22 protein-coding genes and 1 pseudogene are annotated in these 22394 nt (G+C 60.8%); 16 read left to right on the top strand and 7 right to left on the bottom strand.

Annotated elements, in window-relative coordinates; genetic code table 11:
• Nucleotides 1-2 precede the first annotated feature (2 nt).
• Nucleotides 3-791 (top strand): MBL fold metallo-hydrolase, encoded by a 789-nt coding sequence (locus AC2FND_RS14525; RefSeq protein ID WP_496770481.1) that lies wholly within the window; start codon nt 3-5, stop codon nt 789-791.
• A 38-nt stretch (nt 792-829) separates the two neighbouring features.
• Nucleotides 830-2245, top strand: a complete 1416-nt coding sequence (locus AC2FND_RS14520; protein WP_496770479.1) for an FAD-binding oxidoreductase — start codon at nt 830-832, stop codon at nt 2243-2245.
• Nucleotides 2246-2287: 42 nt separating this feature from the next.
• Here the strand turns inward: AC2FND_RS14520 and AC2FND_RS14515 are convergent, their stop codons facing one another.
• The gene (locus AC2FND_RS14515) at nt 2288-2827 is read right to left on the bottom strand and encodes an adenine phosphoribosyltransferase (RefSeq protein ID WP_209505620.1); all 540 of its coding nucleotides are present in this window, start codon (nt 2825-2827) and stop codon (nt 2288-2290) included.
• Nucleotides 2828-3151: 324 nt separating this feature from the next.
• Between AC2FND_RS14515 and AC2FND_RS14510 the strand changes: the two genes are divergently transcribed.
• The gene (locus AC2FND_RS14510; RefSeq protein ID WP_209505622.1) at nt 3152-3325 is read left to right on the top strand and encodes a hypothetical protein; all 174 of its coding nucleotides are present in this window, start codon (nt 3152-3154) and stop codon (nt 3323-3325) included.
• 8 nt (nt 3326-3333) lie between these two features.
• Here AC2FND_RS14510 and AC2FND_RS14505 read toward each other — a convergent pair whose 3' ends face one another.
• The 3 genes from AC2FND_RS14505 to AC2FND_RS14495 form a co-directional block, all read right to left on the bottom strand.
• Complete coding sequence (locus tag AC2FND_RS14505; RefSeq protein WP_480560377.1) at nt 3334-3963, bottom strand: LysE family translocator; 630 nt, start codon at nt 3961-3963, stop codon at nt 3334-3336.
• A 314-nt stretch (nt 3964-4277) separates the two neighbouring features.
• Nucleotides 4278-5150, bottom strand: a complete 873-nt coding sequence (locus AC2FND_RS14500) for an S-methyl-5'-thioadenosine phosphorylase (RefSeq protein ID WP_496770477.1) — start codon at nt 5148-5150, stop codon at nt 4278-4280.
• A 66-nt stretch (nt 5151-5216) separates the two neighbouring features.
• Entirely contained in the window at nt 5217-5777 is a 561-nt protein-coding gene (locus AC2FND_RS14495) for an invasion associated locus B family protein (protein ID WP_496770475.1), read from the bottom strand.
• Nucleotides 5778-5942: 165 nt separating this feature from the next.
• Here AC2FND_RS14495 and AC2FND_RS14490 point away from each other — a divergent pair, with 165 nt between their 5' ends.
• Nucleotides 5943-7577 carry a SulP family inorganic anion transporter gene (locus tag AC2FND_RS14490; protein WP_496770473.1) on the top strand — a complete coding sequence of 545 codons (1635 nt, stop codon included), beginning with the start codon at nt 5943-5945 and terminating at the stop codon, nt 7575-7577.
• Between the two features lie 135 nt (nt 7578-7712).
• Here AC2FND_RS14490 and AC2FND_RS14485 read toward each other — a convergent pair whose 3' ends face one another.
• Complete coding sequence (locus tag AC2FND_RS14485; RefSeq protein ID WP_209598168.1) at nt 7713-8318, bottom strand: flavin reductase family protein; 606 nt, start codon at nt 8316-8318, stop codon at nt 7713-7715.
• A gap of 72 nt (nt 8319-8390) precedes the next feature.
• Here AC2FND_RS14485 and AC2FND_RS14480 point away from each other — a divergent pair, with 72 nt between their 5' ends.
• The 5 genes from AC2FND_RS14480 to AC2FND_RS14460 all read left to right on the top strand — a co-directional run bounded on the left by AC2FND_RS14480 (nt 8391) and on the right by AC2FND_RS14460 (nt 11451).
• Nucleotides 8391-8885, top strand: a complete 495-nt coding sequence (locus tag AC2FND_RS14480; protein WP_496770471.1) for a GNAT family N-acetyltransferase — start codon at nt 8391-8393, stop codon at nt 8883-8885.
• A gap of 52 nt (nt 8886-8937) precedes the next feature.
• Complete coding sequence (locus tag AC2FND_RS14475; protein WP_496770469.1) at nt 8938-9681, top strand: EcsC family protein; 744 nt, start codon at nt 8938-8940, stop codon at nt 9679-9681.
• 96 nt (nt 9682-9777) lie between these two features.
• Complete coding sequence (locus AC2FND_RS14470; protein WP_496770467.1) at nt 9778-10281, top strand: NUDIX hydrolase; 504 nt, start codon at nt 9778-9780, stop codon at nt 10279-10281.
• Nucleotides 10282-10353: 72 nt separating this feature from the next.
• Nucleotides 10354-10809, top strand: a complete 456-nt coding sequence (locus tag AC2FND_RS14465) for a DUF1178 family protein (RefSeq protein ID WP_496770465.1) — start codon at nt 10354-10356, stop codon at nt 10807-10809.
• Nucleotides 10810-10812: 3 nt separating this feature from the next.
• Nucleotides 10813-11451, top strand: coding sequence for an SDR family oxidoreductase (locus AC2FND_RS14460; RefSeq protein ID WP_496770463.1), 639 nt, complete (start codon nt 10813-10815; stop codon nt 11449-11451).
• On the opposite strand, the gene AC2FND_RS14455 is transcribed toward AC2FND_RS14460, so the two are convergent.
• Nucleotides 11445-11801: a hypothetical protein gene (locus AC2FND_RS14455; protein ID WP_480484393.1), complete on the bottom strand. Its 357-nt coding sequence runs from the start codon at nt 11799-11801 to the stop codon at nt 11445-11447. The two genes, AC2FND_RS14460 and AC2FND_RS14455, sit on opposite strands and share 7 nt — an antisense overlap.
• A gap of 165 nt (nt 11802-11966) precedes the next feature.
• Here AC2FND_RS14455 and AC2FND_RS14450 point away from each other — a divergent pair, with 165 nt between their 5' ends.
• The 6 genes from AC2FND_RS14450 (at nt 11967) to AC2FND_RS14425 (ending at nt 20776) form a co-directional block, all read left to right on the top strand.
• Nucleotides 11967-13205, top strand: a complete 1239-nt coding sequence (locus AC2FND_RS14450) for an aspartate kinase (protein WP_209505646.1) — start codon at nt 11967-11969, stop codon at nt 13203-13205.
• A 46-nt stretch (nt 13206-13251) separates the two neighbouring features.
• Nucleotides 13252-15495, top strand: coding sequence for a phosphoenolpyruvate--protein phosphotransferase (gene ptsP, locus AC2FND_RS14445; RefSeq protein WP_480546419.1), 2244 nt, complete (start codon nt 13252-13254; stop codon nt 15493-15495).
• Nucleotides 15496-15643: 148 nt separating this feature from the next.
• Complete coding sequence (gene zwf / locus AC2FND_RS14440) at nt 15644-17089, top strand: glucose-6-phosphate dehydrogenase (RefSeq protein ID WP_209505650.1); 1446 nt, start codon at nt 15644-15646, stop codon at nt 17087-17089.
• Between the two features lie 2 nt (nt 17090-17091).
• Entirely contained in the window at nt 17092-18897 is a 1806-nt protein-coding gene (gene edd / locus AC2FND_RS14435) for a phosphogluconate dehydratase (RefSeq protein ID WP_496770460.1), read from the top strand.
• Nucleotides 18898-18901: 4 nt separating this feature from the next.
• Nucleotides 18902-19534, top strand: coding sequence for a bifunctional 4-hydroxy-2-oxoglutarate aldolase/2-dehydro-3-deoxy-phosphogluconate aldolase (locus tag AC2FND_RS14430; protein WP_496770459.1), 633 nt, complete (start codon nt 18902-18904; stop codon nt 19532-19534).
• 51 nt (nt 19535-19585) lie between these two features.
• Entirely contained in the window at nt 19586-20776 is a 1191-nt protein-coding gene (locus AC2FND_RS14425) for a pyridoxal-phosphate-dependent aminotransferase family protein (RefSeq protein ID WP_496770457.1), read from the top strand.
• 125 nt (nt 20777-20901) lie between these two features.
• Here the strand turns inward: AC2FND_RS14425 and AC2FND_RS14420 are convergent, their stop codons facing one another.
• Entirely contained in the window at nt 20902-22017 is a 1116-nt protein-coding gene (locus tag AC2FND_RS14420; RefSeq protein ID WP_496770456.1) for a pyridoxal phosphate-dependent aminotransferase, read from the bottom strand.
• Between the two features lie 90 nt (nt 22018-22107).
• Between AC2FND_RS14420 and AC2FND_RS14415 the strand changes: the two are divergent.
• Nucleotides 22108-22394 (top strand): annotated as a pseudogene (locus AC2FND_RS14415) (SMP-30/gluconolactonase/LRE family protein); the annotation flags it as partial.

The raw sequence follows: 22394 nt of genomic DNA, 5'->3' as shown, positions 1-22394 counted from the left end.
TGATTTCGGGCGGGGCCGTGGCGCAGGAGCGGCGGCCGAGCCATTGTATCGCCATCGCCGAGGCGGCGCCGGGGATCGAATATCTGCACAAAGCTGCATGGCAGGACCCGGTGCCGGAGTTTTCGGTGCGCGTCAGCTATGTCGCGCATGCCGCCTTTATGATCCAGACCCGTGGCGGGTTGAATGTAGTGACAGACTTTACCGGGTTCATCGGCAGTGCCGATCTGATTCCCGACGTGGTGACAATGAACCATGCGCACGACACCCATTGGACGGCGCATCCCGACCCGGCGATACCGCATGTCCTGCCGGGATGGGGCGAGTTCGGGCAGGGGATCGAACACCACCTGGATCTGGGCGAGATGCTGATACGCAATGTCCCGACCGATATCCGCTCGGCCTATGGCGGGGTCGAGGAGCGCGGCAATTCTATCTTCGTGTTCGAGGTCGAAGGGCTGTGTATCGGTCATCTGGGACATTTGCATCATGTACCGTCAGACGAACAGTTTGCTGCGCTGGGTCGGTTGGATGTGGTCATGGCCGCCGTCGATGGCGGAACAACCATGCCCTTGCCTGACATGATCTCGGTTCTGAAGCGGCTGAAAAGCTCGGTGATCATTCCGATGCACTGGTTCTCGGAGTTTTCGCTGGATCGCTTCCTCGTGGATATCCGGGACGAGTTCCCGGTTGAACGTGACGGCGTGTCCGAGATCATCGTCTCTCTGCGTGACTTGCCGGACCGTCCAACGGTTGTCGTGCTGGAGCCGCGCTATCTGATTGATCTGGAATAAGGCTTGCCGTGACGGAATCGGTTGGGCATTGAAAACGTATGAGTCTGAACCCCGCTGATGACCGCATTGCTACGCTGATCCGCTCGAAACTGGGCGATTACGTGCTGCGCCCGGTGACCGACCAGTATCTGGAAGAGCCGCGCGGGCGATTTGCCGGACAGGCTGGCCTGCTGGCCTTGCCCCGCACAACCGAAGAGGTCTCGGTGCTGGTGCAGGTGGCGTCCGAAATGCGTGTTCCGGTGGTGCCTTATGGCGGCGGAACCGGTCTGGTCGGGGGACAGGTGATGCCGCATGGGCCAGCGCCCTTGGTGATTTCGCTGGAACGGATGACGGCCATCCGGTCCGTCTATCCCACCGAAAATATACTGATTGCCGAGGCCGGAGCCATCTTGCAGGACGTCCAAACCGCGGCCGAGGCGCAAGACCGCCTGTTTCCCTTGACGCTGGCGGCGCAGGGGTCCTGTCGGATCGGGGGCAACCTGTCCACCAATGCCGGGGGCGTCAACGTCTTGCGCTATGGCAATGCGCGCGACCTGTGCCTTGGGCTCGAGGCCGTTCTGCCCAATGGTCAAATCTGGCAGGGTCTCAGCCGGTTGCGAAAGGACAACACAGGCTATGACCTGCGCAATCTGCTGATCGGGGCCGAGGGCACGCTGGGGATCATCACCGCAGCCGCGCTCAAGCTGTTTCCGCGGCCTGCCGTGATCGGGACGGCGATGTTTCAGGTGGCGTCACCCGAGGCTGCCATTTTCCTGCTGGCGCTGGCGCGTGATCGCGTGGGCGAGGCTGTCAGCACTTTCGAACTGATCCACCGGCAGGGGCTGAAGTTCTTGTCCGAGGTTCTGCCGGACGTCCGGCAACCGTTTGAAACACCGCCAGAGTGGAGCGTTCTGATCGAATTGGGGCTGGCCAGGGGGCAGTCTCCGTCCGACGCGCTCGAGGATATCTTTGTCCACGCGCAAGCGCTTGGGCTGGTGCAGGATGGCGTGATTGCTCAAAGCGAGGCGCAGCGCGGTGAGTTGTGGGCCGTGCGCGAGCGTATCCCCGAGGCCAACCGCCTGATCGGCTCGGTGTCGAGCCATGATATCTCGATCCCGATCTCAGAAATTCCGGAATTTGTGCGCCAAGGGGAAAAGGTGATTTCCGGTCTCGGGCCGTTCCGGATCAATTGCTTTGGCCATCTCGGGGATGGCAATTTGCATTACAACGTCTTTCCCCCCAAGGGGCAGGGCAGGTCGGATTTTGAGGGTCAGAGCGCTGTGGTCAAGCGGGCCGTGCATGATCTGGTCCACGCCTTTGATGGTTCGGTCAGCGCGGAACACGGCGTGGGCCGCATGAAAACGGACGATCTGGAACGCTATGGCGATCCGGTAAAGCTGGATGCGATGCGGGCCATCAAGGCGGCGCTGGACCCCTATGGCATCATGAATCCCGGCGCGGTGCTGAAGGCGTGAACCCGGCTCAGACTCTTGTTTCGCTATCCGAAGCTTGTCGCGTCAAAGCCCTTCGAATTCGCACAGGACATGCACGTCCATGCCCATATCTTCCAGTACTTTGCGCCCGCCGAGGTCAGGCAAGTCGATAATGAACGCGCATGAGACGATCTCACCGCCCAAACGCTCGATCAGTTTGATGCCCGCCGCCGCAGTGCCGCCTGTGGCCAGAAGGTCGTCAACGACAAGGATCTTTTCGCCCGGCTGGATGGCGTCGTCGTGGATTTCGACGATCGCTTCACCATATTCCAGCTTGTAGTCCTGGCTGATTGTTGTGCCGGGCAGCTTGCCTTTCTTGCGGATCGGCACGAAACCCAGGCTCAGCTGATGCGCAATCGCGCCGCCAAGGATAAAACCCCGGGCCTCAAGGCCGACGACCTTGTCGATGCGTTCCCCGGCATAGGGGTGCAGCATCTGGTCAATGGCCATCCGAAATCCGCGCGGATCGGCAAACAGAGTCGTCACATCACGAAACAGAATTCCTTCATGCGGGAAGTCGACAATCGTCCGGATGTAGTCTTTGACAGTCTTGTTCCTTGACATGAACCAACCCTTTTCCGCTTCAAATACCAAAACGTGTTTGGCCCAAGAGGGTTAGCCATGCAAGGAACAATTCATTCGCGCGATCACCAGCGGCACGAAACCACAGCCTTGGGCAATCTGACTTATCGGTAAAGTGTGGCAGGCAAACATGACAGGTGCGGCTTACTCAATTGCGTTGATTCCGCAAAAGAAAGGCTTGTGTGTTTCGAAGGTTCATTGCCATTTCCGTTCCGGTGCTGTTAAGTGCCCGATAACGACAATCACTATGCTACGTATACACAATGCATCGCCTGAATTAACGAGCATTTGGTAGGAGCAACGCGCGTGCCAAAGAAAGACGGCAAGGGATCGACGAAGAAAAACAGTCAGCTGGTTCTGCGTCTGGACAAGGATGAGCGCGACGCGTTTGTCGAGTTGTGCAGGGAGCTGGATACGTCAGCTGCCCGCGAAATCCGCCGGTTTATCCGCGGGTTCATGAAGGAAAACGCCGAAAACTGAAAAAGGGGTTAGGCCGGGCGGCGCAGAACTGCCGTGGCGAAACCCATCCCGATCAGGGTCAGCCCGCCAAACCGCGTCATCCCGGTGATCACGCTGGCGCGGCCAATCAGCCGCCGCAACCGGTCGGCCAGCAACGCGTAAGCCAGCGCATTCAGCCAGGCCAGCCCGACAAAAGTGGCGATCAGGATGGCAAATTGCGGCCCCAGTGGTTCAGCCGGGCGCAGGAACTGCGGCACAAAGGCGATGAAAAAGGCGATGGATTTCGGGTTCAGTGCCGTGACTGCGGCCGCATGTCCAAACACGCTGCCGGGGGTGACATCCCGCCCTGTCGCGACCGTTCCCAAACCACTTGCCGGGGCGCTGCGCAGCAGTTTAACCCCAAGCCAGACCAGATAGGCCGCTCCGACCCATTTGAGGACGGAAAACAAGGTGGCCGAGGCCAGAACAAGCGCGCCCAGTCCCAACAAAGACGCGGTCATCGCCACAAGATCCCCCACAGCGACCCCTGTGGCCGAGGCCACGGCAACGCTGCGCCCCTTGGACAGCGCATAGCTCAGCACCAACAGCACGGTTGGGCCAGGGATCAGCAGCAAGGCGGTGGATGCGGCAACAAAGGCCAGCCAGAGTTCCAGAGACATAAGGGTCTGCTCGCAATACGTTCCTTTGGTACCGCTATAGCCAAACTACCAGTGCTTGACAATTTTCATGGCGATCAGCTTTCGGGTCCGTCAAATCGGTCGGATCAGGCCGAGACTTGCACGAAAACTGATACGAGTGCGATCCGTCACAACCGTCGCATTCTTGCGGCGAGTATCACGGCAGAAAGAACCCGCATCCCCTGTGCCCGGACAGTTTTGGGCGCAGGGGTCGATGCCATGCTTGGACGCTTGCACAACGTGATCCGGAAAACCGATCTGCTGTCGGCTGCAATGCCCGACGCGTCGCGCAGAACCTACAGAATCCGACCCGCAACCGCGTCTAGCTTGGCCAGCAGCGCCGGATCGCGCTTTTCGGGCGCGGTGAGGATGGCATATTCCAGCGCCCGGTCACAGCCATGCGGGCAGGGCGCGCGGTTGGTCCCCAGCAGGGCGGGAAGGCCTTTGACCAGTGCACGGCCCTTATCGGCATTGCCGGTCAGGGTCGCAATGATGGTGGTCACATCCACCTCGCCATGATCCGGGTGCCAGCTGTCAAAATCGGTGACCATTGCGATCGAGGCATAACAAAGCTCGGCTTCGCGGGCGAGCTTGGCTTCGGGCATGTTGGTCATGCCGATCACGTCGCAGCCCCATTGCTCGCGATACATCTTCGATTCCGCCAGAGACGAAAACTGCGGCCCTTCCATCGCCAGATAGGTGCCGCCGCGATGGATCGTGATACCGGCAGCCTTGCCTGCGGTCTCACAGGCGTCCGACAGGCGCGGGCAGGTCGGGTGCGCAACGCTGACATGGGCGACGCAGCCTGTTCCGAAAAAGCTCTTGTCGCGCGCAAATGTCCGGTCGATGAACTGATCGACGATGACAAAGTCACCCGGTGCCATGTGTTCGCGAAACGACCCGCAGGCCGAGACCGAGATCACATCCGTCACACCAAGCCGTTTCAGCGCGTCGATATTGGCGCGATAGGGCACATCGGTGGGCGAATGCACATGCCCGCGCCCATGGCGCGGCAGAAAGGCCATTGCGACACCGTCCAGCGACCCGGTCAGAATCTGATCCGAGGGCGCCCCCCAAGGGGTATCGACACTGACCCATTCCGCATTTTCCAGCCCATCGATGTCATAGATGCCTGATCCGCCGATAACGGCAATCCTGGTTTGGGTCACTGTCCTGCTCCGCCTGAGATACTGATAATGAATTTGTGCGGGTTCGACCCGAAATTGACAAGAGGTCTATTCCTGTTTCGCCAGCAGGTTACGCTGTTGAGATTGGGTGTTGAAATCCGCCCAGGCGGCCCCAAACTCATCCAGCGGCCACGTCAGGTCCTGCGATTGACCATGCCTGTCACGAAACTCAAAACGATACGCATCCCCGTTCAGCATGGCATCCAGCAGGCCGTCGGCGCGATGATCCTCGAATGTGCAGCTTAACCCTGTCAGGCACCCGGGGCGCCGCGTGCGCCAGATCACATCCTGATCTTTCTCTATGCGGAATCCAGAAGGGCTGAAGAAGGTGCCGGGCTCAATCCCGAACTCTATTTTGAAACCATCTGGTTCAGGTGTGATGAACATGAATTGCGCCGCAAATTTCGGACGCAAGGAAAATACCTCGGCGCGCCTTATATAGCAGCGCTGCACCAAAGTACCGGCTTCTTCACGCTCGTCACAAATCGAATTCCAGATGCCGAAAATTTCATGGTGCGTGACACGCCAGTTTCCAGCCGTGTCATTCCCTTGCAAGTCCTGCGCAAAGGCGGGCAGGGCCGATAGAAATATGAGGGCTATCCAACGCATGAACTCACATTTGGGTACTTGGCCCCGGCGCCGCAAATCACGTTGCTGAGAGGCAAGTTATGCGCTGTGTGCATGGCTGCATCCCACCTGCTGCGGTGGCTTAACAGCCGCTCCCCCGCTACAACGACCCCTTCGCGCGAACATAAAATCCTATAGGACTGTCCAATGCCCCGAGCCTTGCTGGCAAGTTTTGCCAACCGTATCGCCATACCCGATCTGCGCTGGGTGCCGGATGAGGGGTTGACCTTCTCTCGTCTGCGGATCGAGCTGCTGTCCGGCCTGACTGTGGCCCTCGCACTGGTGCCCGAGGCCGTGGCCTTTGCCTTTGTGGCAGGCGTGCATCCGCTGGTTGGCCTTTATGCCGCGTTCCTTGTGGGGCTCATCACCGCGCTGATCGGCGGGCGACCCGGCATGATCTCGGGCGCGACCGGCGCGCTGGCGGTCGTCATGGTGGCGCTGGTGGCCGAGCATGGCGTCGAATACCTGTTCGCAACGGTGGTTCTGATGGGGATACTCCAGGTTATCGCCGGGGCGATGCATTGGGGCCGCTTCATCCGACTGGTGCCGCACCCGGTGATGCTGGGCTTTGTGAATGGCTTGGCCATCGTGATCTTTCTGGCCCAGATGGGCCAGTTCAAGGTGCCGGGTACCATGGAAAACACCGGTCACGGCATGGGCGGTGGAGAATGGCTCTCGGGTGTGCAGCTATACACCATGCTGGGCCTTGTAGCACTGACCATGGCGGTGATCTGGGCGGTGCCGCGCATCACGCGCATCATTCCTGCGCCTCTGGCCGGTATTCTGGTTGTCGCTGCGCTGGTGATCGGTCTGGGGCTGGATGTCCCACGCGTCGGTGATCTGGCCTCGATCGAAGGTGGTCTGCCTGCCTTCCACATCCCCATGGTTCCGCTGAACTGGGGCACGCTTGAGATCATCCTGCCCTACGCCGTCATTCTGGCCGCAATTGGCCTGATCGAATCCCTTCTGACCCTGAACCTTGTGGGCGAGATTACCGGCAAGCGCGGCGGAGCCTCTCAGGAATGTATCGCGCAGGGTGCGTCGAATATCGTGACCGGCTTTTTCGGTGGCATGGGTGGCTGCGCGATGATCGGTCAGTCGATGATCAACGTGAAATCCGGTGGCCGGACCCGTATCGCCGGGATCGCCGCGGCGCTGTTTCTGCTGACCTTCATCCTGTTTGCCTCACCGCTGATCGAGCAGATCCCGCTGGCCGCGCTGGTCGGGGTGATGTTCATGGTGGTGATCGGCACCTTTGCGTGGAACTCGTTCAAGATCCTGCGCAAGGTTCCACTGACCGACGCCTTTGTCATTGTTCTGGTCACTGTGGTGACAGTGATGGAAGACCTCGCGGTCGCCGTCGTTGTCGGCGTCATTGTCTCGGCTCTGGCCTATGCTTGGAACAACGCCAAGCGCATCCACGCAGTCACCCGCGACTCGGCGACCGAAAAAGGGGCCAAGGTCTATGAAATCCAGGGGCCGCTGTTCTTTGGGTCATCGGATGGCTTTATCGAACTCTTCGATGTGCCGAATGACCCGGAAACCGTCATCGTCGATTTCGCTGAAAGCCGTGTGGTGGACCAGTCGGCGTTGCAAGCCATCGAAAACATCGCGGCCAAATACGAGGCAGCAGGTAAACGCGTCATGCTGCGCCACCTGAGCCGGGATTGCCACAAGCTGTTGAACAAGGCAGGCCACCTGATGGTCGACAGTGACGATGACCCGGACTACGAACTTGCGGTCGATTACTCGGTCCGTACCGGCATTCTGGGCGGCCACTGATCCTTTTGCGAGGCTCTGCCTCGCGCTCCGGGATATTTGAAGCCAGATGAATGAAGGATCCCTGCTTCATCTGGCCAAAAAATATCCCGGGGGAGCCGCCCGGAACGGGCGGTGGGGGCAGAGCCCCCGACAACCTCAATCATCCGGGCGATTGAGCGAGAACAACTCGGACACGACCGAATAGTCCCGGTACCCAAGACGTGCCAGAGGTTTGAACGAAGTTACATCGAACTTGCCCTCCCGGATGTGGTCGTCGAGCAGATGCACGCCTGTCACTTCACCAAACACAACGCGGTTGGCCGCGCCGGGCAGGGTCACGATCTGGGTGAGCTTGCATTCCAACGCCGCCGGGGCACCTTGAACGCGGGCGCAGGGGATGGTTTCGCATTCGACCGGGGTTAATCCGGCATGGGCAAACTCGTCCACCTCCTTCGGAAGACTGGCCGAGCTGGCGTTCATCGCATCCTGATGCGCATGGGCCACGACATTCACACAGAATACGCCAGTCGCCTCGATATTGGCGATACTGTCCTTGCCGCCGACCTGATCGTGCTTCGTGCCGGTTGTGGCAAACATCACCTGTGGCGGTGTGTAAGCAACCCCGTTGAAAAAGGAGTAGGGTGCCAGATTGTTGATCCCATCCGCATCACGGGTCGAGATCCAGCCGATCGGGCGTGGCGTGATAATGGCGTTGAACGGATTGTGCGGCAGGCCGTGGCCGTCTTCGGGGCGGTAGAACATCATATCTCCAAGCGTTTGCCCAAGGCGTAACGAAGTGCTAGGGCGATTTCCAGCAAGGAAAAGAGGGCGGGTGTGCAGCAATTCGGGATAAGGCCGGAAGAGCCGGACGATTGGTGGGAGGTCGAAGCCCTCTATGACCTGTGCTTTGCGCCGGGCCGTGAGGCGTTGTCGTCCTACCGGTTGCGCGATGATGTGCCGCCGGTTTCTGACCTGTCACTGGTCGCGCGCGACGGTCAGGGCATTCTGGCTGGGGCGATCCGCTTCTGGCCGGTCCATGTGGGCGAACACGATGCATTGCTGCTGGGGCCAGTTGCCGTGCACCCGACGCACCAGGGCGAGGGTCTGGGCGCGTATCTGATCCATGCCGGTGTTGAAGCCGGGCGCAAACTCGGATGGCAGCGGGTCATGCTGGTCGGTGACGAACCCTATTACAGGCGATTTGGTTTTGCGCGGCTGCAAGGTGTCGAGATGCCGCCGCCCACCAACCCTGACCGGGTTTTGGGGTTGGAACTGACACCCGGCGTCTGGTCCGGAGTTCAGGGGGCCGTCACCCGCTGGACCCGCTGACCTATTGAATCGGCGTGGCTTAACGCCGATGTTGATAGGCAGGAGGACGCACATGCAGAACGTGGTTCTTGTCGAAAACGTGGATGCCGAGGCTGAACTGGATCGTTTGGCGGGTTATTACCGATCTGCCGGAGGGGCCGGTGTCAAATTGCTGAACAAGCTGGGCGGATCAGCCGAGTCCCTGCTCGAGCAACTGCCCGAACCGGTTCGGAACGGCCTGACAGGGGCCACCGAGCAGGCGTTGTGGCTTGCGATGCACGCGGCTCAGGGGTCCCGGCGTGCGATCCCTGATCAGCAGCCCTGGGTCAATACCGCGCTTGCCACGGCCATGGGCGCGGCCGGCGGGCTGGGCGGTGTATCAACAGCCCTGATGGAGCTGCCTGCAACAACCGCCATGCTGTTGCGCGCCATTCAGGGGGCCGCTGCACGCGAAGGTTTCGATCCGTCTGCCGAGAACGTTAAGTTCGACTGTGTGCGGGTTTTGTCCGCATCGGGCCCACTGTCGCATGATGACGGTGCGGATTTCGGCTTTTTCTCGGTGCGCCTGACTCTGACCGGTCCGGCCATGCAGCGTCTGATTGCTGCCGTGGCACCACGCTTTTCAATCGTGCTGGGGCAAAAACTGGCGGCACAGTCCGTCCCGGTGCTCGGCGCGTTGGCCGGTGGTGGAACGAACTATGTCTATTCGCGCTATTACCAGCAAATTGCGCGCGTGCATTTCGGCCTGCGAAGATTGGCGGTTGATGCCGATATCCCACATGACGAGTTGGTGAAACAGCTGTCGACCCGCATGTAGCCAACAGATGCACGGAAGCACCAGACTTGGCGGGTGCCACTTCATGTGGTAGTTTGTAAAGCAACTGCCGCTAAATAGGAGCGTCATGCTGCCTATATGGCGGGCAAACCCGTACGTGAACAAAAGGTGCGTCACGCGATGAATGCAAGGCCGGTGCTGCGTGAATTACCTGAGACTTCGGAACACCCTGTTTTGCGGCAATCCTCTGCCCTGTGTTACCGGATACGGCATGGCCAGCCAGAGGTTTTGCTGATTACAACGCGTCAGGCCCAGCGCTGGATTATCCCCAAAGGGTGGCTTATCCCCGGGCTGACCCCATCAGAAACCGCAGTGCAGGAAGCCTGGGAAGAAGCAGGTGTGACAGGGCGATGCAGCAAAGCGGGGCTGGGGCAGTTTCTGCACGTCAAGCACCGCCCAAATCAGCCTCCGGCCTTGATTCTGGTTGATGTTTTTGCGCTGCATGTACAGACAATGTCGCAGGACTTCCCCGAAAAGCATGAGCGCAGGCGCAAGTGGTTTGCGCCTGAAAACGCGGCCCAAAAGGTCAGATCACCCGAGCTTGCCGAATTGTTACGCGACTTTAAGACCCATACACATTAAGATAGCACCAGAGAGGCTTGATATTGTCAGTCTGGTCGGTATCTATTCGCCAATCGCAATTTTGGACTGAACATGATTCAATACGCGTTGAAATGCAGTGAAGGCCACACATTCGACAGCTGGTTTCAATCTGCCGAAGCCTTTGACAAGCTGGCTTCTGCAAGGATGGTGACCTGCGCGATCTGCGGATGTGCGCAGGTTGCCAAGGCGATCATGACACCGCGTGTCCGTCCGGCCCGGAACGCAAAGGGAAAAACCGATAGCGCGCCTGTTTCCAACGCACGGATCAACGTTGCCACCCCTTCGCCCGAGATAGAGAAGGTTCTGGCCGAGATGCGCCGCCATGTAGAAAAGAACTCGGACTACGTCGGCAAGGATTTTGCCAGCGAAGCGCGCAAGATGCATTTGGGAGAGGCGCCAGAGCGCTCGATTTACGGTGAAGCCAGACCGGATGAGGCGAAATCGCTGATCGAAGATGGCGTGCCGGTGGCGCCACTGCCGTTTCTGCCCAGCAGAAAGACCAACTGATCCATGCATGTCGTAATCACCGGTGCCAATCGCGGTATCGGTCGCGCCCTTGCCATGCGCTACGGCACCCGCGGTGACGCGGTTACCGGAACCGCACGCGATGGCAGTGCACAGGTGCGTCTGGACGTGTCGGACCCGGCCCAACAGGCGGCAATGGCCGAACAGCTGCAAGACCAGCCCGTTGATCTGCTGATCTGCAATGCCGGGGTCTATCTGGACAAGGGGCACACGCTCAACGACTACCCCGCCGATATGTGGGCGCAAAGCTTTGCCACCAACGTGACCGGCGTTTTCCTGACCGTCCAGGCTTTGTTGCCCAATCTGCGCGCCGCAGGCGGCAAGGTCGCGATCATCTCGTCTCAGATGGCGTCCCATACACGGGCGCCGGGGGGCAGCTATATCTACCGCGCCTCCAAAGCGGCGGCGCTGAATCTGGGGCGAAACCTGGCGACGGATCTGAAAGCCGACGGGATCGCCGTGGGCATCTATCATCCGGGCTGGGTACAAACCGACATGGGCGGTGGCGCTGCTGATATTGATGTCGATCAGGCCGCCTCCGGCCTGATGGAACGCTTTGAGGCCCTGTCGATCAACTCAACCGGCTGTTTCGAAACCTATGACGGTCAGGCGCACGTTTACTGACGGGTCAGCGCCGCTTTGGGAATCTCATAGACCTCACCGGGTTCAATATAGACCACAAGCAGGTCACCCAGCGTTTCATATGTCATCTTCGAGGTCGAGCTGCTGGACTCAGGCGCACCATCCTTGAAATAGATGTTGCGCACCTTGCCATCACCCAAAGCCACGGCCAGCGTCGTGGTGCCGTCGTCGTGGTGGCGCAGCTCTGCATTGCAGCTTTGCATCGGATCACCGGCATTTGCGGCGCAGGGCACCTTGCCCAGTGCATTCTTTCCGTCCGTGCCTGCCACACTGGCAACCTGCGCCAATGCAGGCGACGACAACAAAGTAACGGCAAGGGCTAGGCGAAACATGGGGAACCTCTTGATTTGGTTGTTACTCGCAGGCTGACACTGCACCTGCGCAATGTAAAGCGGCCCTGTGCCACAGGCGGGTCCTGTTTGCGCTCTTGCTCTTGGGGTGCCCCTCGCTTATGAGGCTCGGGACCTCTAATCCAAGGCGCGGAGACTTTTGCCCCCATGCCCGTACTCGTTATGAAATTCGGCGGCACTTCGGTTGCCAACCTGGACCGCATCCGCCGCGCAGCCAAGCGTGTTGGCGTCGAAGTTGCCAAGGGCTATGACGTGATTGTCATCGTTTCGGCCATGTCGGGCAAGACCAACGAGCTGGTGGGCTGGGTGAACGAGACCTCGCCGCTGTTTGATGCACGCGAATACGATGCTGTTGTATCTTCGGGAGAAAACGTCACCGCTGGGCTGATGGCGCTGACATTGCAGGAAATGGATGTTCCTGCGCGCAGCTGGCAGGGCTGGCAAGTGCCGCTGCTGACAACCAGTGCGCACAGCCAGGCGCGGATCGAAGATATCCCGACCACGAACATCACCCAGAAATTTGACGAAGGCATGAAAGTGGCCGTTGTAGCCGGGTTTCAGGGGCTCAGCCCCGAAGGCCGCATCACCACGCTGGGCCGGGGCGGCTCGGACACCACTGCCGTGGCTTTTGCCGCCGCGTTTGGTGCGGAACGCTGCGATATCTATACTGACGTGGATGGCGTCTATACCACCGATCCGCGCATCTGCGAAAAGGCGCGCAAGCTGCACAGGATCTCGTTCGAGGAAATGCTCGAACTGGCGTCGCTGGGCGCCAAGGTGCTACAGACCCGCTCGGTCGAACTGGCAATGCGCTACAAGGTGAAACTGCGCGTTCTTTCAAGTTTCGAAGAACAATCCGACGAGGCCGGTACGCTGGTCGTTGACGAGGAGGATATCATGGAATCCAATGTTGTGGCCGGTGTGGCCTATTCCCGTGACGAGGCCAAGATGACCGTCGTTTCGGTGGCGGACCGTCCCGGTATCGCCTCGACCATCTTCACCGCGCTCAGCGATGAGGGCGTCAATGTCGATATGATCGTGCAGAACATCTCGGACGAGGGGCGCACGGACATGACCTTCTCATGCCCCACCGATCAGGTGGTCCGCGCCGAGAAAGCACTGATGGCGATCAAGGACAAGGGCGAGCTCAATTATGCCGAACTGGTCGCTGATACCGGTGTCTGCAAAGTTTCGGTGGTGGGAATCGGTATGCGCTCGCAATCGGGTGTCGCGGCCAAAATGTTCAAGATACTCTCGGATGAGGGGATCAACATCAAGGTCATCACAACCTCCGAGATCAAAATTTCCGTTCTTATCGACAGGAAATACATGGAACTTGCCGTTCAGGCACTGCATGATGCCTTTGAACTGGACAAGGCGGCCTGAGCTGATCGGCCAAGGGTTTCGCCTGACGCACTGAATTGGTTGGGCCATGGCAGACGGCACGGAAACAGAATCCCGCAAGCTGCTGGGGCGGTTGCGCGAGGCGATGGCCAGCGAAGCCGCTGGGCAGGAGCGTCTTGATCAGATCACCCATCTGATCGCTGACAGCATGCGCAGCGAAGTGTGCTCGATCTATCTGTTCCGCGATGATGAGACCCTGGAACTCTGTGCGACCCAGGGGCTTGCGCCTGAATCGGTACACCAGACCCGGATGCGCATGGGCGAGGGGCTGGTGGGCCGGGTCGCCAAGACCGGCAAGGTGGTCAACACCCCGGACGCGCCGTCTGAAAAAGGGTTCCGGTATATGCCGGAAACCGGGGAAGAGCGGTTTTCGTCCTTTCTCGGCGTGCCGGTGCAGCGCCTTGGGGAAAAGCTGGGTGTTCTGGTTGTCCAGTCCCGCAAAGCGCGCGAATTTTCCGCCGATGAAATCTATGCGCTGGAAGTGGTGGCCATGGTGCTGGCCGAAATGACCGAACTGGGCGCCTTTGTCGGCGAAGGCGCGGCACTGTCGCCACGGCACCAGCAATCGGTCCTGCTGCGCGGCGGCCCGGCGCAGGAAGGCTCCGCCGAAGGCCATGTCTGGCTGCATGAACCCCGTGTGGTTGTCACCAATCCGATCGCCGAAGACCCGCACCGGGAACGCGAACGTCTGAATGAGGCGGTGGAAGAGCTGCGCGTCGGCGTCGACAAGATGCTCGAGATTTCCCGGGATGGTGACACCGAACAGCTCAAGGTGCTGGAAGCCTACCGGATGTTTGCCAATTCCAAAGGCTGGATGCGCCGGATGGAAGAGGACATTGCCCTGGGGCTAAGCGCCGAAGCCGCGGTCGAGAAAGAACAATCCCAGGCGCGCGCCCGGATGGGGCAAGTGTCTGATCCCTATCTGCGCGAACGGCTGGCGGATCTTGACGATCTCAGCAACCGTTTGTTGCGCATTCTGACCGGGCAGGGAAAAACCGACAGCGCCGATCTGCCGCCCGACCCGATTCTGGTCGCACGCAATATCGGCCCCGGCGACCTGCTGGAATACGGGCGGGCGCTGAAGGGGATCATCCTCGAAGAAGGTTCAGTCGGCAGTCACGCCACCATTGTGGCCCGTGCGCTGGCGATCCCTCTGGTGGTCCATGTGGGCCGGATCACGACCGAAGCGCTGAATGGCGACCACGTGCTGGTGGATGGCGATCAGGGCGTTGTTCACCTGCGCCCCGAAGACAGCGTGGTCGGCGCCTTCCGCGACAAGATCGCGATGCAGGCCAAAGCGCAGGAACGCTATGCCTCGATCCGCGAAACCCCCTGTATCACACGCGACGGGACGCGCATCAATCTGGTGATGAACGCAGGCCTTATGGCCGACCTGCCGTCGCTGGGAACATCAGGTGCCGAAGGTGTTGGCCTGTTCCGAACCGAGCTGCAATTCCTGATCCGCAATCAGATGCCCAAACGGTCCGAGCTGGTCACTCAGTATCAGCGGGTTCTGGATGCGGCAGGCGACAAAAGGGTGGTGTTCCGCACACTGGATATCGGGTCGGACAAGGTGCTGCCCTATATGAAACACGTGGCCGAACCCAACCCGGCCCTGGGTTGGCGCGCCATTCGTGTCGGTCTGGACAAACGCGGCGTGATGCGGATGCAGTTGCAGGCCCTTCTGCGCGCCGCCAATGGCCGCCCACTGACCATCATGTTCCCCTTTGTCGCGCAGGCCGAGGAATATCGCGAAGCCCGTTGGGAGGTAAACAAAACCATCGAACGGGAAAAGCGACTGGGCCACGTTCTGCCCGAAACGCTTGAAGTCGGCGCGATGCTGGAAACCCCGTCGCTGGCCTTTGCCCCGCAAAAGTTCTTTGACGAGGTCGATTTCATCTCGATCGGCGGGAATGACCTCAAGCAGTTCTTTTTTGCGGCTGACCGCGAAAATGAACTGGTGCGCCGCCGCTATGACACGTTGAATGTCAGTTTCCTGAGCCTGATGGAACGCATTGTCGAACGCTGCGGGCTTTCGGACACCCCGCTCAGCTTCTGTGGCGAGGATGCGGGCCGCCCGGTCGAGGCGCTGTGCCTTGCTGCCATGGGTATTCGCACCCTGTCGATGCGCCCGGCGTCGATTGGTCCGGTCAAAAGCCTGTTGCTGCGGTGTGACCTGATGGAGGTACGCAAAATCATCGCGGACGCACGCCATCGTGGCGAACAATCCGTGCGCCCGGCCGTGATGGAATGGCTGCGCAGTCAGGTATAGCCCGCAAAACCTCGCTTTTTGGGAAACTATGCTTGATTTTTTCGCGCGGGCTTTTTATCACGCAGGCAATGTTAGCGGTAACAGTGTGCCGCAGAGCCGTTTCATGCCGTGCTGAACTGATATCGGCAAACTCGAGAAGGAGCCTGTGATGGTTTCACGCGTAATTCCGGTAGAGCCGTTCGATCTTGTGTTGTTCGGCGCGACCGGGGATCTGGCGCAACGTAAGATCTTGCCGGGCTTGTACCATCGGTTCGAGGTCGGCCAGATGCCCGATGGGGCGCGGATCATCGGCACGGCGCGCTCGGATATCGACAGCGACGGGTTTCGCGATCAGGTCCGTGCATCGATGCAGGAATTCGCACCAAAATTCAAAAAGGACACACTGGACCGGTTTCTGTCCCATGTTGAATACGTGCCGGTAGATGCACTGGGCGATGCCGGATGGTCCGATCTGTCCAAGGTGCTGCGCCCCGACGTGGTGCGGGCCTTTTACCTGTCAGTGGGTCCCAGCCTGTTTTCGGGCATTGCGCAGCGCCTGCATGACGCCGGTCTGGCCACGCCGGACAGCCGCATCGTTGTCGAAAAGCCTTTCGGCCATGATCTGGCCTCGGCCAGGGCGCTGAACGAAGGCTTGCGGGCGTGTTTCAAGGAACACCAGATTTACCGGATCGACCATTATCTGGGCAAGGAAACCGTGCAGAACCTGATGGCGCTGCGCTTTGCGAATTCCCTGTTCGAGCCGCTTTGGAACTCGACCCATGTCGATCATGTGCAGATCACAGTGGCGGAAACCGTCGGGGTCGAAGGGCGCGGGGCCTATTACGATCAATCCGGCGCGATGCGGGACATGATCCAGAACCATCTGGTGCAATTGCTGTGCCTGACCGCGATGGAACCTCCGTCAAAGTTTTCTCCCAATGCAGTGCGTGACGAGAAGGTCAAGGTGATCGAGGCGCTGGAACCAGTCGAACCCAGGGACATCGCCCGTGGTCAGTATCGCACGGGCAAGGGCGGTGACGGATACCTTGATCACGTTGGCAAGCCGGCCAGCCGCACCGAAAGCTTCATTGCACTCAAGGTCCATATCGGCAACTGGCGCTGGGCCGGGGTGCCGTTCTACCTGCGCACAGGCAAACGCCTGCGCGCCCGTGCCTCTGAAATCGCGGTGTTCTTCCGCGACCCGCCACACACGATCTTTCCCAATGTCGGCCCGTTGCATGGCAACGTACTGGTGATCCGCTTGCAACCTGACGAAGGCATCACCCTGCGCACAACGATAAAGGAACCGGGGCAGGGCGGGTTCCGCCTGTCCGATGTTGCTCTGGACATGAGTTTTGCCGACGCGTTGGGTGATGACTCGCAATCCCCGGACGCATATGAACGCCTGATCATGGATGTCATCCGGGGCGATCAGACCCTGTTCATGCGTGGGGACGAGGCCGAGGCCGCCTGGGCCTGGGTCGATCCCATCATTCACGGCTGGGAACAGCGCGGGGACAAACCCGCCAAGTACGATCAGGGCAGTTCAGGCCCCGAAGAAGCACTGATGCTGATGCATCGCGATGGGCGTCGCTGGCGTCAGATCGGAGGGTAATCATGGTTCACTCTGTCATTTCCGACGTCACCAAACGGATCATCGACCGCAGCGCCGATCTGCGTGGTCCCCATATCGACCGGATGGAACAGGCCAGATCCAAAGGTCCCGCCCGTGCGCACCTGTCCTGCAGTGGTCAGGCCCATGCCTATGCGGGTGCGGGTGAAGACCAGCAATCCATGGCCACCGGCACGGCGGGCAATCTGGGCATCGTTACCGCCTATAACGACATGCTGTCCGCCCATCAGCCCTTTGAACGGTACCCCGCCTTGATCCGCGACGCGATCCGCGCCGCCGGAGGCACTGCTCAGGTCGCGGGTGGCGTGCCAGCCATGTGCGACGGTGTCACCCAGGGCGAAGCAGGGATGGAATTGTCGCTGTTTTCACGCGACGTGATCGCTCTGGCAACTGGCGTAGCACTCAGCCACAACACCTATGACGCGGCAGTCTTCCTCGGCGTCTGCGACAAGATTGTCCCCGGTCTTATCATCGGCGCGCAGGCGTTCGGCCATCTGCCTGCCGTGTTCCTGCCCGCAGGGCCAATGACCAGCGGCCTGCCCAATGACGAAAAGGCCAAGGTCCGCCAGAAATTCGCTGCCGGAGAGGTCGGGCGCGACGAACTGATGGCCGCCGAAATGGCGGCCTATCACGGTCCCGGCACCTGCACTTTCTACGGCACCGCCAACACCAACCAGATGCTGATGGAATTCATGGGCCTGCACTTGCCGGGCTCCAGCTTCGTCAATCCCAACACGCCCTTGCGCGACGCGCTGACACAAGAGGGCGCGCGCCGCGCCCTGTCGCTCAGTGCGCTGGGAAACAGCTATACCCCTGTTTATCAGGTGCTCGACGAACGGGCCTTTGTGAACGGCATCGTCGGCCTTATGGCGACCGGAGGTTCGACCAATCTGCTGATCCACCTGATTGCCATGGCGCGCGCTGGTGGTATCGTTCTGGACTGGCAGGATTTTTCCGATATCTCCGCCGTGGTCCCGCTGGTCGCGCGGGTCTATCCCAACGGTCTGGCCGACGTGAATCACTTCCACGCCGCAGGCGGGCTTGGGTTCACCATTGGCACGTTGCTCGAAGAAGGTTTGCTGCACCCCGATACGTTGACCGTTGCCGGGCAGGGCCTGCACAATTACACGCGCGAGCCCAAGCTGATTGATGGTGAGCTGACCTGGCAAGACGGCGCGGGCCACAGCCTGAATGACAAGATTGTCCGCCCCGCCCGCGACCCGTTCCAGCCCACCGGCGGCCTGTCGCGCCTGACCGGAAATCTGGGCACCGGGGTCATGAAAGTATCAGCCGTCGCGCCAGAACATCAGGTCGTCGAAGCGCCCGTGCGGGTGTTCCACGATCAGGATGAGGTGAAAGCCGCGTTCAAAGCCGGAGAATTCACCGGTGACGTCATCGTCGTGGTCCGGTTTCAAGGCCCCAAGGCCAACGGGATGCCGGAACTGCACTCGCTGACGCCCATGCTGTCGATCCTCCAGGGCCGGGGCCAGAAAGTGGCGCTGGTCACCGATGGCCGCATGTCTGGCGCTTCCGGTAAAGTGCCCGCCGCCATCCATGTTGTCCCCGAGGCGCTCGACCGCGGCCCCATTGCATACCTTCAGGACGGTGACATCCTGCGCGTTGACGCGGTCAGGGGTGATCTGGAAATCCTCACCGCAGGCGTTCTGGACCGCGCGCCCGTCACCGCCGACCTGTCCGCCAATCAACACGGTACAGGGCGCGATCTTTTTGGCGCGTTCCGCCAGAATGTCGGCTCGGCCGACACCGGTGCCAGCATTTTCGGAGTTTAACCTCATGTCCAAATCCCAACGCACCCGTGAAATCTGCGCACTTGCCCCGATCGTTCCGGTTCTGGTTGTCGATGACGTCGCGCAGGCCCGCCCGCTGGCCGAGGCATTGGTCGTCGGCGGTCTGCCAGCGCTCGAGGTCACCTTGCGCACGTCCGCCGCGCTCGACGCGATCCGCGCGATGGCCAAGGTGCCGGGCGGCGTGGTCGGCGCAGGTACGCTGGTCACACCCGAAGACGTCCGCGCCGCCAAAGAGGCGGGCGCGCAGTTCGGCGTCTCTCCGGGCGCAACCGACGCGCTCATCGCGGCGTGCGAGGCCGAGGGCCTGCCCCTGCTGCCCGGCGCGGCCACGGCCAGTGAAGCGATGGCATTGCTGGAAAAAGGCTATGACATGCTGAAATTCTTCCCGGCCGAGGCCTCGGGCGGCGCGCCCGCGCTCAAAGCCATCGGTGCGCCCCTGCCGCAGATCAGTTTTTGCCCGACAGGCGGGGTGTCGCCGTCCAACGCCCGTGACTATCTGTCCCTGTCCAACGTGGTCTGCGCCGGTGGCAGTTGGGTCGCGCCCAAGCAGATGGTCGAAAGCGGTGACTGGGCCGGGATCGAAACACTTGCGCGCGAGGCATCAAAGCTGGCGGATTGACGCCGCGAAGCCCCTCGGTAATGTGGGCGTCACCTCAGACAGGCTGACCCCATGACACAGACACCTGCCCTCTCCCAGGGGCGAACTTATTTGGCAATCCCGGGCCCCTCGGTGATGCCGGACGCGGTCCTGCAGGCGATGCATCGCCCGTCGCCCAATATCTACGATGGCGCGCTCATCGACATGATGCCCGACCTGACCCGCGATCTGCGCCGGGTTGCTCGCACAGGCCATGACGTTGCCATCTACATTGCCAATGGTCACGGCACGTGGGAGGCCGCTCTGTCCAACGTGATCGCCCCCGGCGAAACCGTTCTGGCTCCTGCCTCGGGCCGGTTCACCCATGGCTGGGCCGAGATGGCCGAAGGCATCGGGGCAAAGGTGCAACTGATCGACTTCGGCACCTCATCTGCCTGGGATCTCGACCGGATTGCCGACGCTTTGCGCGCGGATAAAGGCCACCAGATCAAGGCTGTTCTCGCGGTTCATGTGGACACATCAAGCTCGATCCGCAACGATATCCCGGCACTGCGCAAACTGCTCGACGATCTGGACCACCCGGCGCTGTTGATGGCCGATTGCATTGCCTCGCTGGGATGCGACCGGTTCGAGATGGATGAATGGGGCGTCGATGTCACGGTCACCGCCTGCCAGAAAGGCCTGATGACCCCCGCAGGCACAGGCTTTGTCTTTTTCAACGACAAAGCACAGGCCAAGCGGGCCGCCATGCCGCGTGTGTCGCGATACTGGGACTGGCAGCCGCGCGCCAATCCCGACCTGTTCTACCAGTATTTCGACGGTACCGCGCCGACACATCACCTTTATGGTCTGCACGCCGCGCTCGACCTGATCCATGCGGAAGGGATCGAACAGGTCTGGGCCCGCCATGAGCGTCTGGCTACTGCCATCTGGGCGGCCTGTGAAACATGGGCCGAAGGCGGCGCGCTGCATCTGAACGTTGCCGACCGCGCCCGCCGCAGTCACGCCGTCACTGCCCTGCGCCTGACCGGAGGCCGCGGCACGGCCCTGCGGGCGTTCACCGAACATCAGCTGGGTTTGACACTGGGTATTGGTCTTGGGATGGAGGACTACGACAGCTGTTTCCGCCTCGGACATATGGGTCATGTCAACGGGCAGATGGTGATGGCGATGCTGGGCGGTATGGAAACGGCCATGACCGCGCTTGATATCCCCCGTGGCAAAGGCGCGCTCGAGGCCGCCGCTGCTGTTCTGGCCGCCTGACACGCCTCAGACGAACAGCACCGATCCACCCCTTCATCTGGCTAAAAATATCCTCGGGGGGATCGCGCTTTGCGCGATGGGGGGCAGACAGCCCCCCTTTGACCCGATGGCAAGACAGACCAGCGCTAGCCCGTCTTTGCCCGCACCTCTGCTAGCGCCTTGGGCAAGGCGACCGCAAAAGCATCCAGATCTGCTGTTTCACCACAGCTTACCCGGATGCACCTGTTCTGGGGCGCTGCAAACGGCATCCGGACAAACAAGCCCCGCGCAACCAAAGCCTCCAGTACCGCTCTTGCGAATTCGCCATCCCGCCCGCAATCAATCGCCACGAAATTGGTGGCCGAGGGCAGGGGCTCCAATCCGTTCTCGCGGGCAATCATTCCAATCCGCGCACGCGCCTCGGCGATCTGTGTCTGAATGTGCTCCAGCCAGGCGCCATCCTGCAACGCGGCCAGCGCCCCGGCCTGCGCCGCGCGGTTCATGCCGAAATGGTTGCGCACCTTGTTGAAGGCTGCGATCAGGTCGGGCGCTCCAATGGCATAGCCAACCCGCGCGCCCGCCATGCCATAGACCTTGGAAAATGTCCGCATCCGGATCACGCGAGGGTCGTCTGCGCTGACAGGTGCCGCTGTCCCAACTGGCGCGCATTCCACATAAGCCTCATCCAGAATCAGCAGGCACCCGTCGGGCAGGGCATCCATCGCCGCCACGATATCCGCGCCGGAATGCCAGCTGCCCATCGGATTGTCCGGATTGGCCAGATAGACCAGTTTTGCACCCACCTCGGCCGCCTTCGCAAACACGGCCGCCGGGTCTTCGTGATCCCCGGCATAAGGGACCTTGTGCAGAACGCCACCGAACCCGGCCACATGATAATTGAACGTCGGATACGCCCCGTCCGAGGTCACAACCACATCCCCGGGCCCTACAATCAGACGCACAAGATAACCCAAAAGCCCGTCAATCCCTTCGCCTACGACGATATTTTCGGGGGTTACCCCATGATACTCGGCCAAAGCATGGCGCAGATCGTGGTTCTCGGGATCGCCATACATCCAGATATCAGACGCGGCCTGCTCCATGGCCCGGATCGCGCGGGGCGAGGGGCCAAACACGCTCTCATTGGCGCCAAGACGGGCAATGAACGCCGCGCCGCGCTGACGCTCTTGCGTTTCGGGGCCCACAAAGGGCACGGTGGCGGGCAGAGATTGGGCAAGCGGGGTGTATCGAGGTCCTGTCATGCCTGCAGATAACCCCAAGCCCGGGCTTCGGGCAAGCGCGCACCTCATTCCGCGCGTCAGAGCGTATTGAAACATAAGTAAGGAGCGCAGATGCGCATACTGTCTGCCATTGTTCTTCTGGGCCTTGCCTATCTTCTGTTCTGGCCCGTTCCCGTTATCCCCGTCGCCGTTGAGATGCCGGAAGATGCAGGTTTCACAGGAGATTTCGCCGAGAACACAGCGCTGGATGCCGCGCAGCTGATCCGCCTGCCGGATGGGGAAACCGGCCCCGAAGACATCGCCATCCTGCCCGGCGGCGCGGTCTATACGACCAGCCGGTCCGGCACGCTCTATCGCATAGACGGGGCTGACCCTGTTGTGGTCGACCAGCTTGGCGG

Source organism: Ruegeria sp. BHSB056 (assembly GCF_059613305.1).
Note: the sequence above shows the minus strand (reverse complement) of the source record. Positions and strands in the feature narration are given on the sequence as shown.

What these genes read in the sequence shown, in the direction of transcription:
- AC2FND_RS14520 (WP_496770479.1), top strand. Translation starts at nt 830, where the DNA reads ATGAGTCTGAACCCCGCTGATGACCGCATTGCTACGCTGATCCGCTCG.
- AC2FND_RS14515 (WP_209505620.1), bottom strand. Translation starts at nt 2,827, where the DNA reads ATGTCAAGGAACAAGACTGTCAAAGACTACATCCGGACGATTGTCGAC.
- AC2FND_RS14505 (WP_480560377.1), bottom strand. Translation starts at nt 3,963, where the DNA reads ATGTCTCTGGAACTCTGGCTGGCCTTTGTTGCCGCATCCACCGCCTTG.
- AC2FND_RS14495 (WP_496770475.1), bottom strand. Translation starts at nt 5,777, where the DNA reads ATGCGTTGGATAGCCCTCATATTTCTATCGGCCCTGCCCGCCTTTGCG.
- AC2FND_RS14490 (WP_496770473.1), top strand. Translation starts at nt 5,943, where the DNA reads ATGCCCCGAGCCTTGCTGGCAAGTTTTGCCAACCGTATCGCCATACCC.
- AC2FND_RS14485 (WP_209598168.1), bottom strand. Translation starts at nt 8,318, where the DNA reads ATGTTCTACCGCCCCGAAGACGGCCACGGCCTGCCGCACAATCCGTTC.
- AC2FND_RS14475 (WP_496770469.1), top strand. Translation starts at nt 8,938, where the DNA reads ATGCAGAACGTGGTTCTTGTCGAAAACGTGGATGCCGAGGCTGAACTG.
- AC2FND_RS14470 (WP_496770467.1), top strand. Translation starts at nt 9,778, where the DNA reads ATGGCGGGCAAACCCGTACGTGAACAAAAGGTGCGTCACGCGATGAAT.
- AC2FND_RS14465 (WP_496770465.1), top strand. Translation starts at nt 10,354, where the DNA reads ATGATTCAATACGCGTTGAAATGCAGTGAAGGCCACACATTCGACAGC.
- AC2FND_RS14460 (WP_496770463.1), top strand. Translation starts at nt 10,813, where the DNA reads ATGCATGTCGTAATCACCGGTGCCAATCGCGGTATCGGTCGCGCCCTT.
- AC2FND_RS14455 (WP_480484393.1), bottom strand. Translation starts at nt 11,801, where the DNA reads ATGTTTCGCCTAGCCCTTGCCGTTACTTTGTTGTCGTCGCCTGCATTG.
- AC2FND_RS14450 (WP_209505646.1), top strand. Translation starts at nt 11,967, where the DNA reads ATGCCCGTACTCGTTATGAAATTCGGCGGCACTTCGGTTGCCAACCTG.
- ptsP (WP_480546419.1), top strand. Translation starts at nt 13,252, where the DNA reads ATGGCAGACGGCACGGAAACAGAATCCCGCAAGCTGCTGGGGCGGTTG.
- zwf (WP_209505650.1), top strand. Translation starts at nt 15,644, where the DNA reads ATGGTTTCACGCGTAATTCCGGTAGAGCCGTTCGATCTTGTGTTGTTC.
- edd (WP_496770460.1), top strand. Translation starts at nt 17,092, where the DNA reads ATGGTTCACTCTGTCATTTCCGACGTCACCAAACGGATCATCGACCGC.
- AC2FND_RS14430 (WP_496770459.1), top strand. Translation starts at nt 18,902, where the DNA reads ATGTCCAAATCCCAACGCACCCGTGAAATCTGCGCACTTGCCCCGATC.
- AC2FND_RS14425 (WP_496770457.1), top strand. Translation starts at nt 19,586, where the DNA reads ATGACACAGACACCTGCCCTCTCCCAGGGGCGAACTTATTTGGCAATC.
- AC2FND_RS14420 (WP_496770456.1), bottom strand. Translation starts at nt 22,017, where the DNA reads ATGACAGGACCTCGATACACCCCGCTTGCCCAATCTCTGCCCGCCACC.